The organism is Marinomonas piezotolerans (assembly GCF_003362755.1).
Taxonomy (GTDB): domain Bacteria; phylum Pseudomonadota; class Gammaproteobacteria; order Pseudomonadales; family Marinomonadaceae; genus Marinomonas; species Marinomonas piezotolerans.
Genome location: NZ_QKRA01000003.1, coordinates 394,160 through 411,107 on the forward strand (window position 1 = coordinate 394,160; position 16,948 = coordinate 411,107).

The window sequence follows — 16,948 nt, forward strand, 5'->3', positions numbered from 1 at the left end:
AAAATACTGTTTAGCGGGCGTTAAGCTGAGGCTTTTAACTAAAGGTTGACTGCTAAACCTTCAGTAAAACCAAGCATTAGGTTTAAGTTCTGAACGGCTGCGCCGGATGCACCTTTACCTAAGTTGTCTAGCTTGGCTGATAATACAGCGGACTTGCCGTCTTCGGACGCAAACACGGCAAGCTCTACTTGATTAGTGTTTTCCAATCCGTGAGGCGTTAAGAACGGAGCGTTTGGATCATTCACTTCATTGAACGGATGAACCGTTACAAACTCTTCTTCGGCATAGGTTTCAGCTAAAGCAGCATGAAGCGCTGGCGCATTTCCCTCTGCTAATCGCACAGGAATGGAGATTAGCATCCCTTGCGCGAAGCTGCCGACACTGGGGATAAATGTTGGTGTTTGCTTAAGACCAGACCATTTTTCGATTTCGGGTAGATGTTTGTGTTTAAAATTCAAACCGTAAGTCGCGTAAGTTGGTGCATTCGCATTATTCTCGTATTGATCAATCAGTTTGTTACCACCGCCAGTGTAGCCTGAAATGGCATTGACCGAGTAGTGGGCGTCAGAGGCAAGCAAACCCGCTTCTACAAGAGGTTTAAGCAATAAAATAATCCCAGTTGGGTAACAACCGGGGTTTGAGACAAATTGTGCATCTTTTATCGCATCGCGTTGGTCAGAAGCCATTTCGGCTAAGCCGTATGTCCAACCATTGGCAACGCGGTGAACTGAACTCGCATCCAGTACGCGGCAGCCTTCTTCTTTCGCCAATGCAACACTATCGACAGCAGCGTCGTCAGGTAGACACAACACCGTGACGTCAGCTTCTTTCATCAGGCGACGCTTTTCGTCTACGTCGCGCTTTTTCGCAGGATCAATACTGATAATTTCGATACCTGTATGGTTTACAAGGCGCTCACGGACTTGTAACCCTGTGGTACCCGTTTCACCGTCGATAAATACTTTTTTCATGTGGACTCCCAGTAAGCTGCTGTAATACACCACGCAGCGGACAAATATTCATTGCGCAATCATAACATTGGCGTGATAGCTAGAAAACTAAGCACGTGGCCATACTAATGAGATAGATTAGTAAACCACTCGCGTGCTTAGTTGATTTGTATAAAGACTATGCGTCACCTACGTCTTCTTTTGGCATAGAAGCGTTACCGATAGCGGCTTCAAATGCCTTAAGACGCTTGTAAATAGACAGTAGCTCGACAATGGTTGTCCATGAGTTCACTAAGAACTGAAATGAATTCTCAACTTGTCCAAAAGCGTTAGAAATACGCTGCATCACGCCAAGAGTAAAAGCGCCCGCAACAATAGAAGGGCCGAGCGCAATCAAGGGTACTAAAACCCCTGCTTGTAGATAACCATAACGCACGACGTTGAAATACATGTAATGGAAATACAAGCGGAAATAGTTTTTGCGTACGTTATTGAATAGTTCGGCGAGTTTTACAGGCTGCGCACGATCTTCATAGTCCTCACCATACACCAGCTCTTTCCGATAAGCGGCCTCGACACGTTGGTTTTTAAATTCCAAACCAGGCAATTTAATCCCTGCTGTCGCTAATAAAACTGTACCAATGATTGACCAGAGGATAGCAACAAAGACCAAGGCTTGAGAGACTTCCCCTATGATTGGTAGCTCCGTGACATAGCTCGAAAGGCCCCATAATACTGGCAAAAAAGCGAGTAGAGTCATAATGGAGTCGAGGAATCGTACCCCTAAGCTTTCCATGATGCTCGCGAATCGCATCGTATCTTCTTGAATACGCTGCGAGGCCCCCTCTATATGGCGCACTTTCGGCCAAATATCGGTGTAGTAATTGTTCATGGCAGTACGCCAACGGAATACATAATGGCTGACAAAAAAGTGGTTAAACACCGCAACCGTGATGGCGACTAGGGCGATAACGGCGAAGGTCAACAATTGTCCATAAAACTCTGTGAGCGTAATGGTGTTTGGTGCCGTCAGTGCTTTTTGAATAAGATCGTAAAAACTGCCGTACCACTCGTTGATCATCACGCTCACTTGTACCTGGAACCATGTGATGAATACAATCAGCGCCGAGCCTAATACCGACCACTTGGCCCATTTTTGCCCACCGTATACCATCCAGCCAATGACAAACGCGGCATAGCACACGAACATGTATTGGTAGAGCCATACATCGGAGGCAAAACTGTAGGCTTCTTGGTAAGCTGCCTGAGCGGCGGCGTCAGCCGCTTCGCCCAACGCTGAAGGGAAGTCGATGCCAAATAATTGACCCAAGCTCAGCGATTTTCCTAAGTCAATACCAACGGTGTACCAAGTAATAACACTGGCTAGGGCCCAGAGCACAAACGTCAGAAAGAACAGTTTTGGTTTGGGGAAAAAGGATAAAAACACAGTTTATATCTCTCTAAAAAGTGGTGAGTGGTACCGCCTAAGCGATTGATTTGCCTGAAAAGGGTTAGGTGCGTCAACAAGAGCTTAAACCAGTGTGGCTATCAGGACAACGTAGACATTCCAAGGAAGACGCAAATTAAGAGCAAAACCGAAGATTGAACGTGGCACAAAAAAGCCGTAATCAACTTTTGTTGGTTACGGCTTTGTTTTTCAATTAGGGTGATCTTGCTGCTACTGGTGATCTGAAACCGTTTGCGCAACCGCACGTTCAAAGCGAGCAAAACCCTCTTTGATGTCTTCGTCAGGAATGATCAATGACGGCGTGAAACGCAGCACATTCGGCCCTGCGACAAGCATTAATAATCCTTCATTTGACGCGTGGCTAAAGAAATCTTTTGCGTGGCCCGCATACTTCTCTTTGACTTCAGCGCCAACAAGTAAGCCCATTCCACGGATTTCTTTGAAAACATCGTATTTTTCATTGATGGCGGTGAGTGCATCAACAAACATCTGATGGCGGTGTTTAACGCCATTAAGCACTTCATCGGTATCAATGATTTCGATTACCGCCTCAGCGATCGCTGCTGCCATGGGGTTACCGCCGTATGTACTGCCATGAGTACCAAAAGCAAGGCTTTTAGCGACAGACTCAGTGGCTAACATTGCACCAACGGGAAAGCCATTACCTAATGCTTTTGCGCTAGTAAGGATGTCTGGGGTCACACCCAATTGCTCGTAAGCGTATAACGTGCCGGTTCTGCCCACACCAGATTGGACTTCGTCGTACACTAATAGGGCGTTGTGTTCATCACATAGCTGACGTATTTGCTTAGCAAACTCTTTATCCGCGGGGATGATACCGCCTTCACCTTGGATTGGCTCCATCACAATTGCACAAGTTTTGTCAGATACGAGAGCTTTTACTGCTTCGATATCATTGAAGGCACAGTGATGAATGCCACCTGGCGTCGGCTCAAAGCCCTCTTTATATTTTGCTTGGCCACCCACTGAAACAGTGAACAGCGTCCGTCCGTGAAAAGATTGATAAAACGAAATGATTTCATTTTTTTCTGGACCAAAGTGATCGAACGCGTAACGACGAGCGAGTTTAAATGCAGCTTCGTTGGCTTCTGCTCCACTGTTGGCAAAGAAGACGCGGTCTGCGAACGTCTTTTCCGTCAGCTTTTTCGCTAATCGAAGGGCAGGCTCGTTGGTCATAATATTTGAAAGATGCCAAAGTTTGCCCGCTTGCTCACGCATAGTGTTAACCAAAGTTGGGTGGGAGTGCCCTAATGCAGTCACGGCGATACCGCCTGCAAAATCAATGTACTCTTTACCTTCCTGATCCCACACGCGAGAGCCTTCACCACGCACAGGAATAATCGCTGCTGGTGCGTAGCTTGGAACCATTACTTCATCAAATGTTGCTCTCGTTACTTGTTCAGTCACTTGTTATACCTCTTAAAGTCAAGCGGCCCCTGATGGGCCGCTCAGGGTTTATATCAGATTTCTTAACTCACGAATAGCAACTGTTACCATGGAAAGGGACAGTTCTGATTCGGATTTAATTTCTCCAAATGTTGCGTGGTAATGTTTAATGTTGTCGCTGTTAAGGTCATTCCAACGCGCTAGACGACTTTCAAGTTCATTGATGTCAGCGCCCGTCTGAATGACTTCTTGCGTAATGGTGCGTAACGCATTATCAACTTCATTACCCAAGCCAGCTTTTGCACGACGTTCCCACATGTCATCGGCTGGAAGTTCGTTAACGCTTTGACGCAACCAATGTAAGCCTAAGTCCATTTCCAAGGCGAAGTACGTTTGTGCTGCATCGAGGACTTCTTTTTCGGTATTGGCAGCGACACGGATGATGTCTAAGCCATAGAATAAGTAGTCTAGAGCGCAGTAATTATTTGCAACGTCTGCAGGGATGCCCTGCTTTTGCAACTTCTCGCTCATCGCCGCTAAGTGTTCACTGCTTGGCTCGGTAAGAATCGCTTCTAGATTACTGCGAATAATCTCAACACCTGGCTTGTAGGTATCGGTCAAACGTTGAATCGAAAGCGATTCACGGGTGTTGCGCAATAACCAAAGGGTTGCCCGCTCCACCATAAACTGAATATGAATCAACAGGTTGTTCAGGGTGGCATTATCGACGGTGAAGTCTAGATCATTGATGGCTTCCCATAAGCCCGACACATTAAAGATGTCTTCAGCTGCCATGTAGGCTCGAACGACATTGAGGGCGGAGGCGCTGGTTTCTTCCTGTACGTATGTACTGAAAGTCGGCCCCATTCGGTTACCTACATCGTTGGTGACATGCGCTGCGATGATTTCGTGAACCAGAGGATGGCTCTTCATTGGCTCGCTAAAGCGTTTAACCAAAGGGGTCGGGAAGTAATCTTTGATTTGACCAATCAAGTCTGGGTCTTCGCCGATACCATCTTCTACCAACTGCTCAGCGAATTTTATCTTTGAATACGCCAATAACACAGATATCTCAGGTCGAGTTAGACCAAGGCCTTTGTTCATGCGTTTTTTGATCTGAGAATCAGACGGCAGGAACTCAATCTCGCGGTTAAGACGGCCTTCACGCACCAACGACAAGATTAAACGCCAATGATCTGCAACACGCTCTGGAGCTTGTGAGTTGGCAAGTGACAACACATGACTTTGTCCGGTGTTATGACGTAATACCAAATCCGCCACTTCATCGGTCATTTCAGCCAGCAACTTATTACGCTGCTTTTCCGTCATATCGCCATTTTCGACAATGCGGTTCAGCAAGATCTTGATGTTTACTTCGTGGTCCGAGCTGTCGACACCCGCTGAGTTGTCGATCGCGTCAGTGCTGACTAGACCACCGTTTTGTGCAAATTCAATACGACCTTTTTGGGTAAAACCAAGGTTGCCGCCTTCACCAATGATTTTGCAACGTAGCTCTTTACCGTTAACTCGAAGGGCGTTGTTGCCACTGTCACCTACCTCGGCGTGGCTTTCAGACTCTGCTTTAGCATAGGTACCGATACCGCCATTCCAAAGTAGATCAACGGGGGCTTTAAGAATGTGTGAGATCAAGTCCGTCGGCGCCATGGATTTAACGTTACCTTCAATCCCAAGCGCTTTACGGATATCAGCATTGATTGGAATCGATTTGGCGCTACGGCTAAAGATGCCACCACCTTTAGAGATGAGTTCTTTGTTGTAATCTTCCCACGACGAGCGTGGCAGCGCGAACAGGCGTTGACGTTCCTTAAACGAGCTGGCTGCGTCAGGAGTAGGGTCAATAAAGATATGCATATGGTTAAACGCAGCGATTAGTCGCGTGTGTTCGGACAACAGCATGCCGTTACCAAATACGTCACCCGCCATGTCACCAATGCCTACAGCTGTGAAATCCGTAGTTTGGCAGTTGATACCCATTTCTTTAAATTGACGTTTAACCGATTCCCAAGCACCGCGAGCAGTAATGCCCATTTTCTTATGGTCATAGCCATTAGAACCGCCAGAGGCAAAGGCATCACCGAGCCAGAAACCGTATTTTTCAGAAATGCTGTTAGCCAAATCTGAGAACGTTGCCGTACCTTTATCGGCAGCTACCACAAGGTAAGGGTCGTCTTCGTCGTAACGTAGAACAGATTGAGGTGGTACTAACTCGTTTTGTTTCAGGTTATCAGTAATATCTAGCAAGCCTGAAATAAACGTGGTGTAGCAGCGTACTACTTCGGTTTGAACTTCTTCGCGTGAGACATTTTTCTTGAGTTGTTTGGCAACAAAGCCACCTTTGGCACCTGCTGGAACAATGACAGCATTTTTAACCATTTGAGCTTTAACCAAACCAAGGACTTCGGTACGGAAGTCTTCCATTCGATCAGACCAACGCAAACCACCGCGAGCGACTTTACCTCCACGCATGTGGACACCTTCAACCCATGGGGCATAAACAAAAATCTCGAATTTAGGGCGAGGCAATGGAACAGCAGGGATTTCTGTGGGGTCGAGTTTAAAGGATACGTAATCTTTCACATCACCATCTTCAGACGCTTGGTAAAAGTTAGTACGTAGCATGGCCTGAATGACGGACAAGTAATGTTTTAGAATTCGATCTTCATCCAAATTGTCGACTTGATCAAATGCAGCTTCGAGTTTCTCCAGTAACTTAGCAACTTTGTCGTCACGTTTTGCTTCTAGCTCAGGATCAAAACGCTGCTCGAACAACTGCACAAGCAAGCGAGCGATGGGGGCATTCTTTTCTAGGGTTTGCTGCATATACTGCAATGAGAACGGTACTTGCAGTTGAACCAAGTACTTAGTAATGGCACGCAGCATTGTGACTTGGCGCCATGTTAATGATGCATCCAATACTAATGCGTTGAACCGATCATTTTCTACACGACGTTTGAATACTTGGTTAAACGCGTTTTGGAAGTCATCGCGGTACGCTTTCTTCTCAAGATTAACGCTAGGGTTAACACTGATCGCAAACTCAACGACCCAAGTGTTTGCTGTGCCGTCTCCATTTTGATCAAGCTCGTAAGGGCGCGCTTCCAATACGCGAAGCCCCATGTATTCCAGAATCGGCAATACATCGGATAAGACAAGTGTGGTGCCCGCTCCGTATACTTTAAAGAAATAGTGATTCTTGGATTGACCAACTTGGCGGTATAAATGCGTAGAGATATCGCCCTCGTTAGCTAATTCATTTAGACGCTCGATATCCAATACGGCAGAGTTAGGAGAGAAGTCTTCTCGGTAAGCCGCAGGGAAATAAGGCGCGTATTCACTGTAAAGCTTGTTGCCGCTTTCTTCGCCTTGGCTAGTGTGTAACGCAGCCAATAACTTGTCATCCCAAGATAGCATCGCGTCTTGCATTTTACGCTGGATATCATCGACATCGGGCGCTGGGCTGTGTTCTGGGTCTGCTATCTGAATGGTGAAGTTTACGCGAGCCAGAACTTGTTGCGAGAATTGGACATTAAATTCTGAACTTGTCCCATTGCACGCTTCCATCAGGATGTCCTGCATTTTCATACGCAGCTCTGTGTTATAGCGATCGCGCGGAACGTACACCAACGCGTTTAAGAAGCGGCCGTAGATGTCTTTGCGTAGGAAAACTCGCAATTGACGACGCTCTTGAATGGCAAGGATCCCTTCAATGGTATTAAACAAATCATCAATCGGAGCTTGAAGCATCTCGTCACGAGGGTAGCTGTTTAATATATGCTTAAGTGTCTTGCCTTTATGTCCGTATGGATCGACATTAGCTCGTTCAACAATGGTTTCGAGCTTTTTACGTAGCAATGGGATGTCCTGAAGACGCGCAACATATGCGGCAGAAGAGTACAGCCCGAAGAAGCGCCATTCGCCGATTACCTTACCCGCTTTGTCAAAGCGTTTGACCCCTAGATAGTCCAAATGAACCGGTCTATGCACCGTTGAGATGGCGGTAGATTTTGTCAGCACTAAAGCGTTTTCACGGTCATAAGCTAGAGATGATAGACGTTCGTTCAGGATAACGTCGTATTTCTCTTTCTTGGTCACACGGAAGGTGCCCAATCCAGAGTTCTCTTGAAATTTAAGGTGAGTTTCACCGTCTTGTTCAACTAGGTCATAAGCGCGAAAACCAACGAATGTGAAATGGTCGCTTTCTACCCAGCGCAAGAATGCAAGATTTTCAGCGTGTGTTTCGTTGTCTTTTAAATGAGATACGTTTTCAGAGTCCTTAATGATATCGGCAAGGCGTGCTTTCATTTTTGGCCAGTCGTCGACACACTTTTTCACGTCCTCCATCGTATCTAACAACGCTTCACGAATTTCTTCCATTCTGGGAAGATCTGAGATCCGGTCGATTTCAAAACGAATGAGTGCTTCTACGGTGGATTTTTTTGAGTTGTCATTAATACTCTTAAGTTCACCTTTAGCCGTTCGTTCGACGCTAACAATTGGGTGTGCAGTAAAGTGGATCGTATGACCTAGGCGAACCATCGCCATATTGAATGACGATACGAGGAATGGCATGTCGTCTGTGAGTACTTCGACGACAGTATGTGTCGATTGCCAGCTATGTTCCTCATGGTTGGGATTATAAACACGGACCTTAGGGGAATTAGGTGTACGTTGTTGGACAAAATCCCACAAGCAGAGTGTCGTGCCGTAAAGATTATCAATTGAATTTTGCTGCATGTCTTCAAGGAGCAGGTCCTCGAAATAGAGGTTAGTCAGCTTGATCAGGTCGTTAGATTCAGCGCTGCTAAAGTTGTCTTTAATCTCTGCTTCTATGCGAGCAATTAATTCGCTCTTTTTTGTATTCGTCATGTTTACTCATCCTCATGAGTGAGTGGTGCTTAAATGAATGTCTATTATTCTTATCAAAAAAGGCTACCCAACACTGATTATTCGATTATTATGAAAATTCAGGTTGTTTGATAGATAGTAACTTTTCAAATTGCGACATTTCGTTTTAGTGAGGCGTCCGGTGCTTCAAAAAAAGCTTGATGTCACTTCGAAAAGCCTCTGTTATTCATTCTAAACGATATAAACCTCTTTTTAGTGAGCTCATCGCAGGATAATAAATTGTACAAGTCGGAATTTGCATCACGTGAAATCATGCAAGCGAGTAAAAAAATGCAAAAATACGGTTTTTTACTCATGCCGCAGTTCTCTATGCTGGGTTTCTCGTCTGCTATAGAAGCATTACATATGGCCAATTGGGTCAGTGGTAAAGAGCTATACCGTTTTTGCACTATAGGCCAGAATACAAAAGAAGTACTTTCGAATTCTGGTGTGACGACTGTAGCGGACTATCTGACAAATGAAGCTCCCCTAGATTTAGATGGTATTTTTATCTGTGGCGCATCGCCTGTCGTTCAGGTGGACGATTCAAGTTTAGACGGCTGGCTAACATCTTGCGCGAAAAAAGGCGTTGGATTAGGGGGAATTTGCACAGGTAGCCATGTCCTGGCGCGAGCGGGGTTACTGAATGGCTATCGGGCAACCATCCATTGGTGGAATATAGCGAATCTGCGTGACGAGTTCCCACAAGTGATCGTATCTAATTACCTGTTTGAAGTAGACCGTGACCGGTACACCTGTAGTGGCGGAAGTGCGGCGATGGATATGATGTTGTTTCTAATTGGTAAGCAGCACGGTATGTCGCTCGCAAGTAATATTTCAGAGCAATTTGTCTGTGAGCGTATCCGAACCAATGAAGATCCGCAAAGAGTGCCGCTCCAAGCACGAATCGGAACAGGTCAACCTAAACTCGTAGAAGCAGTTCAGCTAATGGAGGCGAATATTCGGGAGCCTCTTTCGTCTGATGATATTGCTTTTCATGTAGGGATTTCACGGCGTCACCTTGAAAGATTATTTAAGCAAAACCTGGAAACGGTTCCATCAAGATATTATCTGGAGCTTCGTTTGAAGCATGCGAAACAGCTTATCACGCAGACAGATAAGTCCATATTAGAGATCGGACAGGAGTGCGGTTTCACCTCAGCGCCCCATTTTAGTACCACTTATAAGGGCTTTTTTGATGTCACACCGAGAGATGAGCGCAAGTTGTTAGCTAGAAAAACATCAGATCCTGTCCCTTTGGACAAGAAAAAGAGACAACTTTGGCGAAAATAGTTTTACAATATAAAGGATTGTAGTTGGCGTGAATATTGAATCGTTCTACCCGAACCTTGAAAAACGAAAGCGTAGGCTTTGAGCTTTACCAAGCTTGCCCGTTGCGCAAACAGAGTCATCAAAAAGAAAGGTAATAATAATGTCAAAAGCCCCTGCTTTAGAGCTAAAGGATATCCATAAAACCTTTGGAGATCATGAAGTATTAAAGGGAATTTCTTTGGAAGCCCATGATGGCGATGTGATTTCCATCCTTGGCTCCAGCGGCTCAGGCAAGAGTACGTTTTTACGCTGTATTAATCTCCTAGAGAACCCTACCCGTGGTGACATTCACTTTTATGGTGAGCAGCTATCGCTTAAACCAGGTGACAGTGATCTACAGGCTGCCGATATGGCGCAGCTCACTAGAATGCGTCAAAAAATAGGGTTTGTATTTCAAAGTTTCAATTTGTGGCCACACATGACGATTCTTCAGAATGTTATGGAAGGCCCTCTGCATGTGTTAAAGCGTCCTAAACGGGAAGTGCAGGAATACGCAGAGTACTTACTCAACAAGGTAGGCATTGCTGAGAAGAAGCATATGTATCCTAATCAGCTTTCTGGGGGCCAACAACAACGTGTTGCTATTGCGAGAAGTTTGGCGATGGATCCGCAAATTCTCTTGTTTGATGAGCCTACGTCGGCGCTCGATCCAGAGCTTGTTGGTGAAGTGTTGGCTGTTATGCGTGGGTTGGCTGAAGAAGGGAGAACGATGTTAATCGTTACTCACGAAATGAATTTTGCACGCGAAGTATCCAGTGAAGTGGTCTTTCTTCACCAAGGGTTGGTGGAAGAGCAGGGCACGCCAGATAAGGTGTTTGGAGCGCCTGATTCTGAGCGCTGCAAAGCATTCCTTTCATCGGTATTTTAAGGGTGTGAAACAGAGTTAGATGTGCCTGAGTGACGTGTGGAATGAGGGTACATTTAGTAAGAAAAAATCTATAAACAAACAAAAGGGTCCAAGAATGAAATTGAAGAAAATTGCCTTAGGGTCTGCGGTTCTATTGAGCGCAGCAGTATCATCATTTTCCGCGCAAGCGGCTGATACGATCAAAATTGCAACGGAAGGCGCTTGGGCGCCGTTCAACTACATTGATGACAACGGTAAGCCGCAGGGTTTTGATGTCGACATCGCTTGGGCGCTGTGTGAAAAAATGGATGTTGAATGTAAAGTCGTGACACAAGATTGGGACGGTCTCATTCCTGGTCTTAAAGTGCGTAAGTATGATGCCATCATTGCTTCTATGTCGATTACGGAAGAGCGTCTTCGCCAAGTTGACTTCACCAACAAATATTATTCTGGTGGTTTACGCTTTTTAGCACCAAAAGGAAAAAGCTTTGACCTAGATAACCTCGATGGCAAAGTGATCGGTGCACAGCGTGCGACGTTGGCAGCTCAATACCTTGAAGATAATTACACAGGTAATGCAACACTTAAGTTTTACGACACGCAAGACAGTGTATATCTAGATTTGCTTTCTGGTCGCTTGGATATTGTATTGTCCGACGAGTTACCAACGTACGATTGGCTGAAAACCTCTGGTAACGGTGGTGATTTCGAATTTAAAGGTGAGTCCTTTAAGAAAGAGGATGAGATCGGCATCGCAGTTCGTAAAGGTGATAAGTTGAAAGAGAAGTTCAACACCGCGTTGGAAGAGATCTTGGCGGATGGAACCTATGAAAAAATAAATGCTAAGTACTTCCCATTCTCCATCTACTAAGATGACTATCGCAGTGCGCTGCTTATAGCGGCGCACTGTAAATTTATCGTTTGAGACTGTCTGTATGTTAGATCTTCACGGTTTTGGTGATCAGCTTCTTTTGGGAGCGTGGGTCACAATACAGCTAGCACTGTGTTCTTTGGTCGTGGGATTAGTGCTTGGCCTGCTAGGTGCCTCGGCCAAGCTGTCCAATATTCGTCCATTACAATGGATTGCCAATCTTTATACTACTGTCATTCGGGGTATCCCCGAACTGCTAACAGTGCTGATTATTTACTTCGGCGCTACGTCAGTGTTGATGTCTATCGCAAGCCTCTTTGGCTACGATGAATACATAGAAATAGGTCCGTTTGCAGCCGGTGTAACCGCATTGGGGTTAACGTTCGGTGCGTATGCAACGGAAGTATTTCGAGGTGCATTGCAGGCCATTCCACGAGGTCAGCATGAAGCCGCTATCGTTCTTGGAATGGGAGCACGCCGAAAATTCTTTCGTATTATTTTGCCGCAAGTTTGGCGCGTTGCGCTACCTGGCATCGGCAACTTGTTTTTAGTATTGCTCAAAGATACAGCGCTGGTATCTGTTGTAGGGCTTGAAGACATCATGCGTAAGGCTAATGTTGCTGTGGGCAACACTAAGGAACCCTTTCTTTTCTATATGGTTGCGGCATTTATGTACTTAGGGTTAACCGTTGTTTCGATGGTTGTTGTGTCCTATTTGGAAAAACGCGCCAGTCGTGGCTTGGTAAGAGGGTGAGACGGTGGATTTAGATTTTTCAGTTGTTATAGAGTACTTTCCGCGTCTCTTGACAGGAATGTGGACCACGATTGAACTGGTTATTTTGTCAATTGTGCTGGGTGCCATTGTAGCTCTGCCTTTGGCGTTGGCTCGAATTTCTAAAAATCGCTGGATCAGCTCGCTGCCATTTGCATACATTTTCTTTTTTCGTGGCACGCCACTGCTGGTGCAGATTTTCCTTGTTTATTACGGTGCGTCACAATTTGAAGCAGTGCGAGAAAGTTTCCTTTGGCCAGTTTTAAGAGAGCCTTTTTGGTGTGCGATCATCGCCTTTACATTGAACACTTCTGCGTATACGGCGGAAATCTTTAGAGGTGCAATACAGGCCATACCTGAGGGCGAGGTAGAAGCTTGTAAAGTCGTTGGTATGACGAAAACGCAGATGTACCGTCGAGTATTACTGCCACGTGCGTTTGGTATCGTGCTACCAGCTTATGGTAATGAAATCATTCTAATGCTGAAAGCGAGTGCTTTAGCCAGTACCATCACATTGCTAGATCTTACTGGCATGGCGCGCACGATCATTGCTCGTACATATACTCCGATCGAAATTTTCGTTGCTGCAGGGGTGATTTATCTGGCGATTAGTATGGTTGTTATCTACATCTTTCGCTTAGTAGAAAAGCGCCAAAACCGCTATTTAGGATCTTTATCAATTAAGGTTCCAGACAAAGGCTAAAACATAAGCAGTAGACATAAAAAAAGAGGCGTTACAGCCTCTTTTTTATGAGTTCAGGTCAGTTTGCTGGGTTAAATCGCATCAGCACCTGTTTCACCCGTTCGGATACGAATGACTTGCTCCAATGCCGTTACGAAGATCTTGCCGTCACCAATTTTACCAGTGTTGGCGCTCTTTTGGATTGACTCGATAGCACGATCTACTTGGTCATCATCCACTGCGAGTTCGAGTTTTACTTTCGGCAAAAAATCCACAACGTACTCAGCGCCGCGGTACAGTTCAGTGTGACCACGTTGGCGACCAAAGCCTTTTACTTCTGTAACAGTGATGCCGTTAATGCCAATTTCAGACAGCGCTTCTCGCACCTCATCTAATTTGAACGGTTTTACGATAGCTGTTACCAATTTCATAGATTCTCTCCATATAAGGCGTTGTTTTCATATAAATTACCATTCAAAAGCAGAGCCCGCTACTAAATGCAAAAAATTGTTCTACAGTTAATTGTCATAGTGCACATATCGTCGACCTGGGTTCGGAGGTAGCGGTGACTCAGTCAAGTATCATAGCATTTGAAGAAAGCGTTGATGCCTTTATGCAAGGCATTAAAATCGAGCTTCTAAAACGACAGCAAATTTGTGTCACGCACCAAGCGATGCCGCAATGTTTGGATTGTTTGCGGGTAACAGATGAAGAATCCAATGATTTGATGCTTAGGCTGATATTGATAGGGTATAACCCGCAATTAACCGTAGGAAGGCTGTCTTGGTTGGAAGGCACTGGTCGAGAGCATATATGTTGCTATTTGAACTCCTCTTTTGAAGCAATAAAGCTTAAACGCAACCATATATGGGCAAAAGAAAAACACACCGCCGAAGCGATGTGTTTGATGGAGTGGTCTCGTATTCACTCGCCATTGATTCGTTAATGAAGCACTACAAATCATTCAATGCGTCTAAGTCTTCGTACGCTACTTCATGGTAAGGGCGGCTCAGTTCGTGTACTGCATCGATTAAATATTTAGGGCGTTCAGGGTCTACAAATTGGTGGATGCCGTGGCCTAAGTTAAATACGTGGCCGCTGCCTTTTCCATAACCTTCAAGCACCAACGCAACTTCGCGTTCAATCACTTCTTTGTCTGCATACAGTACACATGGATCTAAGTTGCCTTGGAGTGCAACTTTATCACCAACGCGGGCACGAGCTTCCGCTATGTCAGTTGTCCAGTCTAAGCCGAGTGCGTCTGGCCCCGTAGCCGCCATATTTTCTAACCACTGACCGCCATTTTTTGTGAACAGAATGACAGGGATTTTACGGCCTTCATGTTCTCGGATTAAGCCATCCATAATTTGGCGCATGTATATTAATGAGAATTGTTGATACATCGGACCGCTCAAAGCACCACCCCATGTATCAAAAATTTGTACTGCTTGCGCACCTGCTTTGATTTGGCCGTTTAGGTAGTCGGTGACAGATATGGCAAGTTTATTGAGTAGCGCATGCAGTGTTTCCGGGGATTGGTACATCATTCCTTTGATGTGACGGAAGTCTTTACTTGAGCCACCTTCCACCATGTAGGTTGCGAGTGTCCAAGGGCTTCCAGAAAAGCCAATAAGCGGTACTCGACCATTTAACTCGTTGCGGATGGTTGTCACGGCCTTCATGACATAGTCAAGATCTGATGAGGTCGCAACAGGGAGAGCTTCGACATCGGCTTGGGTACGCACTGTATGTTTAAACTTTGGCCCTTCTCCCGTTTCAAAATACAATCCAAGCCCCATTGCATCGGGGATTGTTAGAATGTCGGAAAACAAAATGGCTGCGTCTAGGTCGTAACGTTCTAAAGGTTGCAGAGTGACTTCACAGGCGAATGAGTCATTTTTACACAGACTTAAAAAATCACCCGCTGTCGCACGACTGGCTCTGTATTCTGGGAGATAGCGACCTGCTTGGCGCATCATCCACACAGGTGTGGCATCGACAGGCTCTTTTAAAAGAGCTCGAAGAAAACGGTCATTTTTCAGTTCTGGAAACATTCAATTACTCCGGTGAGCTATCTGGTTTGTGAGCATTCTACCTAAGTTGAGCCAAAAAGAAGATCCAATAACCAGAATTTATGACACGGATTAAAGAATTAATAGATTTCCTGAAAGATTTTCGTCATTCCCCTAGATATCGCTTTAGGCTGTATCGCTGAGATCGCTCAATAGCGTCTTCAATTTCTCGTTGGCTATGCAAATCAGCGAGTACAGTAGGCATGCGTGCGACGACCTGTGCTACATCCATACCGGGTGTGAATCTCGGTGAGTAAAGCGCTTTTAGTAATATGTAGTCTAAAGGAGACAAATAGGAATCGATGCTGACGTCATTAAATATCGAAGGGAAAACGTCGTTCGAATCATTTGGAAGGCCTAGAAGCTGAGTGATTTCTTCAACGATGCAGTCTAAAAAGCGTGCTTTTTGGCGCGCATAGTCGACGGGTATGAGGATGGTGCCACGTTGAATTCTTTTGCGCTTATCAATAGAGAAGTTTCCTAAGCAAACCGCTTCTTGTAACGCTTTGCGAATTTTGTTTGGGTCGCCAATATATTGACGGACCTTATCTTCCATTTTTGCATACTGAGTAAACACGACAAAAATATTGGCGTTTTGGGGGGAATCGGTAAAGTCGATAGATAGCCCAGTAATGTAAGCGAGATGTTGAGCATGAACGCTTAACAGTTCTTTTTGGAACGCTGCATCACCAGCATCGCTTTCAAAGTACAGTTTTATAGGTTTTTCCCAGCGTATTAGCTTGGGGTAAAGAGTTTCTTTGTATTCCCTTTGCAAGGCAATTTTTAGAAAACTCTCTGTTATATAGTCATCAGTTTGCCAGCGTTCCTGAGCAGCTGCGATGTTCGAGTAGCCGCAGATAAGAAACGCAAGGCACGTTATACACCAGCTCTTGAAATTAAATTGGATCATTCTCAGACATCTTCAATTCATTACGCACATAATGCAGTAAAGCGTCATATGAATCGGGTGTAAAGGGTAGGTTGTAAGTATTGTTAAGGATGTCCGAAATGGACATATTAAGGACTTCTGCTACTTCTTTTGCTTGAAGTGAGAGAGGGCCGTGTGTCGCGGGATTATAATGACACGAGAATACTTTGCCCCATATGCGAAATCCCTCGCCTTCTGTAAAAAACATACCATGGCTCGTTAATGGTAATGAAACGCCAATTTCCTCTTCGAGTTCGCGTTCCGCACATTCCAGATAGCTCTCGCCCGTAGCGACAACGCCTCCGGTAGTGACACCATAATACCCAGGGCAGAATGCCTTGGTTTCGGTGCGTTTTTGTAACAGAAGTTGGTCTTTGCCTGTAAAGACTAGAATAAACGTGACGCGATGAATGTCACGCCCAAAATTCATGAGCCGCCGTGATACGTCGCCAACGATCCGGTTTTCTCGGTCAACTAGGGTGATGATTTCATCGGTATCAGACATGGCACCTGTACTTTTTCCTGCAAAGGCGACAGGGTAACGATTTCTGTTACAGTTGGAAAGTACTATGGAAAAGATGGTGTTAGTGGCGGTATGAGTTTCGTAAATGCGACGTTTGTTTTATCGAACTAATATTTATAATTGTTCAAGCACTCATATGAAGTGTGGTTGCATTATGATGCCAGTATTTGCAGAGTAAACATTTTATGGTA

At 45.3% G+C, this 16,948-nt stretch carries 14 protein-coding genes; 6 read left to right on the forward strand and 8 right to left on the reverse strand.

The features are described 5' to 3' along the window. Positions 1 to 38: 38 nt before the first annotated feature. The 4 genes from argC to DN730_RS09340 all read right to left on the reverse strand — a co-directional run bounded on the left by argC (position 39) and on the right by DN730_RS09340 (position 8,712). A complete protein-coding gene (argC, locus tag DN730_RS09325; RefSeq protein WP_115467843.1) occupies positions 39 to 971 on the reverse strand; it encodes an N-acetyl-gamma-glutamyl-phosphate reductase in 933 nt (310 codons plus the stop codon). A gap of 157 nt (positions 972 to 1,128) precedes the next feature. After that, positions 1,129 to 2,397 (reverse strand): peptide antibiotic transporter SbmA, encoded by a 1,269-nt coding sequence (gene sbmA / locus DN730_RS09330; protein WP_115467844.1) that lies wholly within the window; start codon positions 2,395 to 2,397, stop codon positions 1,129 to 1,131. A 231-nt stretch (positions 2,398 to 2,628) separates the two neighbouring features. After that, the gene (locus DN730_RS09335) at positions 2,629 to 3,846 is read right to left on the reverse strand and encodes an aspartate aminotransferase family protein (protein WP_115467845.1); all 1,218 of its coding nucleotides are present in this window, start codon (positions 3,844 to 3,846) and stop codon (positions 2,629 to 2,631) included. Positions 3,847 to 3,894: 48 nt separating this feature from the next. Then, entirely contained in the window at positions 3,895 to 8,712 is a 4,818-nt protein-coding gene (locus tag DN730_RS09340; RefSeq protein ID WP_115467846.1) for an NAD-glutamate dehydrogenase, read from the reverse strand. A gap of 258 nt (positions 8,713 to 8,970) precedes the next feature. Between DN730_RS09340 and DN730_RS09345 the strand changes: the two genes are divergently transcribed. The 5 genes from DN730_RS09345 to DN730_RS09365 all read left to right on the forward strand — a co-directional run bounded on the left by DN730_RS09345 (position 8,971) and on the right by DN730_RS09365 (position 13,255). After that, the gene (locus DN730_RS09345; protein ID WP_342768175.1) at positions 8,971 to 10,023 is read left to right on the forward strand and encodes a GlxA family transcriptional regulator; all 1,053 of its coding nucleotides are present in this window, start codon (positions 8,971 to 8,973) and stop codon (positions 10,021 to 10,023) included. 139 nt (positions 10,024 to 10,162) lie between these two features. Further along, positions 10,163 to 10,930 (forward strand): ABC transporter ATP-binding protein, encoded by a 768-nt coding sequence (locus DN730_RS09350; RefSeq protein WP_115467847.1) that lies wholly within the window; start codon positions 10,163 to 10,165, stop codon positions 10,928 to 10,930. Positions 10,931 to 11,024: 94 nt separating this feature from the next. Then, positions 11,025 to 11,780, forward strand: a complete 756-nt coding sequence (locus DN730_RS09355) for a transporter substrate-binding domain-containing protein (RefSeq protein ID WP_115467848.1) — start codon at positions 11,025 to 11,027, stop codon at positions 11,778 to 11,780. Positions 11,781 to 11,844: 64 nt separating this feature from the next. Beyond that, positions 11,845 to 12,534 (forward strand): ABC transporter permease, encoded by a 690-nt coding sequence (locus DN730_RS09360; protein ID WP_115467849.1) that lies wholly within the window; start codon positions 11,845 to 11,847, stop codon positions 12,532 to 12,534. Between the two features lie 4 nt (positions 12,535 to 12,538). Next, positions 12,539 to 13,255, forward strand: coding sequence for an ABC transporter permease (locus tag DN730_RS09365; protein ID WP_115467850.1), 717 nt, complete (start codon positions 12,539 to 12,541; stop codon positions 13,253 to 13,255). 71 nt (positions 13,256 to 13,326) lie between these two features. Here the strand turns inward: DN730_RS09365 and glnK are convergent, their stop codons facing one another. Then, a complete protein-coding gene (gene glnK, locus DN730_RS09370) occupies positions 13,327 to 13,665 on the reverse strand; it encodes a P-II family nitrogen regulator (RefSeq protein ID WP_115467851.1) in 339 nt (112 codons plus the stop codon). Positions 13,666 to 13,799: 134 nt separating this feature from the next. Between glnK and DN730_RS09375 the strand changes: the two genes are divergently transcribed. Then, positions 13,800 to 14,180 (forward strand): hypothetical protein, encoded by a 381-nt coding sequence (locus DN730_RS09375; RefSeq protein WP_115467852.1) that lies wholly within the window; start codon positions 13,800 to 13,802, stop codon positions 14,178 to 14,180. Positions 14,181 to 14,187: 7 nt separating this feature from the next. On the opposite strand, the gene hemE is transcribed toward DN730_RS09375, so the two are convergent. The 3 genes from hemE to DN730_RS09390 form a co-directional block, all read right to left on the reverse strand. Then, positions 14,188 to 15,288, reverse strand: a complete 1,101-nt coding sequence (gene hemE / locus DN730_RS09380; RefSeq protein WP_115467853.1) for a uroporphyrinogen decarboxylase — start codon at positions 15,286 to 15,288, stop codon at positions 14,188 to 14,190. 124 nt (positions 15,289 to 15,412) lie between these two features. Further along, a complete protein-coding gene (locus DN730_RS09385) occupies positions 15,413 to 16,216 on the reverse strand; it encodes a DUF2927 domain-containing protein (RefSeq protein ID WP_115467854.1) in 804 nt (267 codons plus the stop codon). Then, positions 16,203 to 16,739 carry an NUDIX hydrolase gene (locus DN730_RS09390; RefSeq protein WP_115467855.1) on the reverse strand — a complete coding sequence of 179 codons (537 nt, stop codon included), beginning with the start codon at positions 16,737 to 16,739 and terminating at the stop codon, positions 16,203 to 16,205. The genes DN730_RS09385 and DN730_RS09390 overlap by 14 nt, the downstream gene beginning before the upstream one ends. Between the last annotated feature and the right edge of the window lie 209 nt (positions 16,740 to 16,948).

Excerpts from the sequence above, each read along its gene's own strand:
- DN730_RS09390 (WP_115467855.1), bottom strand. The coding sequence starts at position 16,739 with ATGTCTGATACCGATGAAATCATCACCCTAGTTGACCGAGAAAACCGG.
- hemE (WP_115467853.1), bottom strand. The coding sequence starts at position 15,288 with ATGTTTCCAGAACTGAAAAATGACCGTTTTCTTCGAGCTCTTTTAAAA.
- DN730_RS09340 (WP_115467846.1), bottom strand. The coding sequence starts at position 8,712 with ATGACGAATACAAAAAAGAGCGAATTAATTGCTCGCATAGAAGCAGAG.
- DN730_RS09360 (WP_115467849.1), top strand. The coding sequence starts at position 11,845 with ATGTTAGATCTTCACGGTTTTGGTGATCAGCTTCTTTTGGGAGCGTGG.
- DN730_RS09350 (WP_115467847.1), top strand. The coding sequence starts at position 10,163 with ATGTCAAAAGCCCCTGCTTTAGAGCTAAAGGATATCCATAAAACCTTT.
- DN730_RS09385 (WP_115467854.1), bottom strand. The coding sequence starts at position 16,216 with ATGATCCAATTTAATTTCAAGAGCTGGTGTATAACGTGCCTTGCGTTT.
- DN730_RS09355 (WP_115467848.1), top strand. The coding sequence starts at position 11,025 with ATGAAATTGAAGAAAATTGCCTTAGGGTCTGCGGTTCTATTGAGCGCA.
- argC (WP_115467843.1), bottom strand. The coding sequence starts at position 971 with ATGAAAAAAGTATTTATCGACGGTGAAACGGGTACCACAGGGTTACAA.
- glnK (WP_115467851.1), bottom strand. The coding sequence starts at position 13,665 with ATGAAATTGGTAACAGCTATCGTAAAACCGTTCAAATTAGATGAGGTG.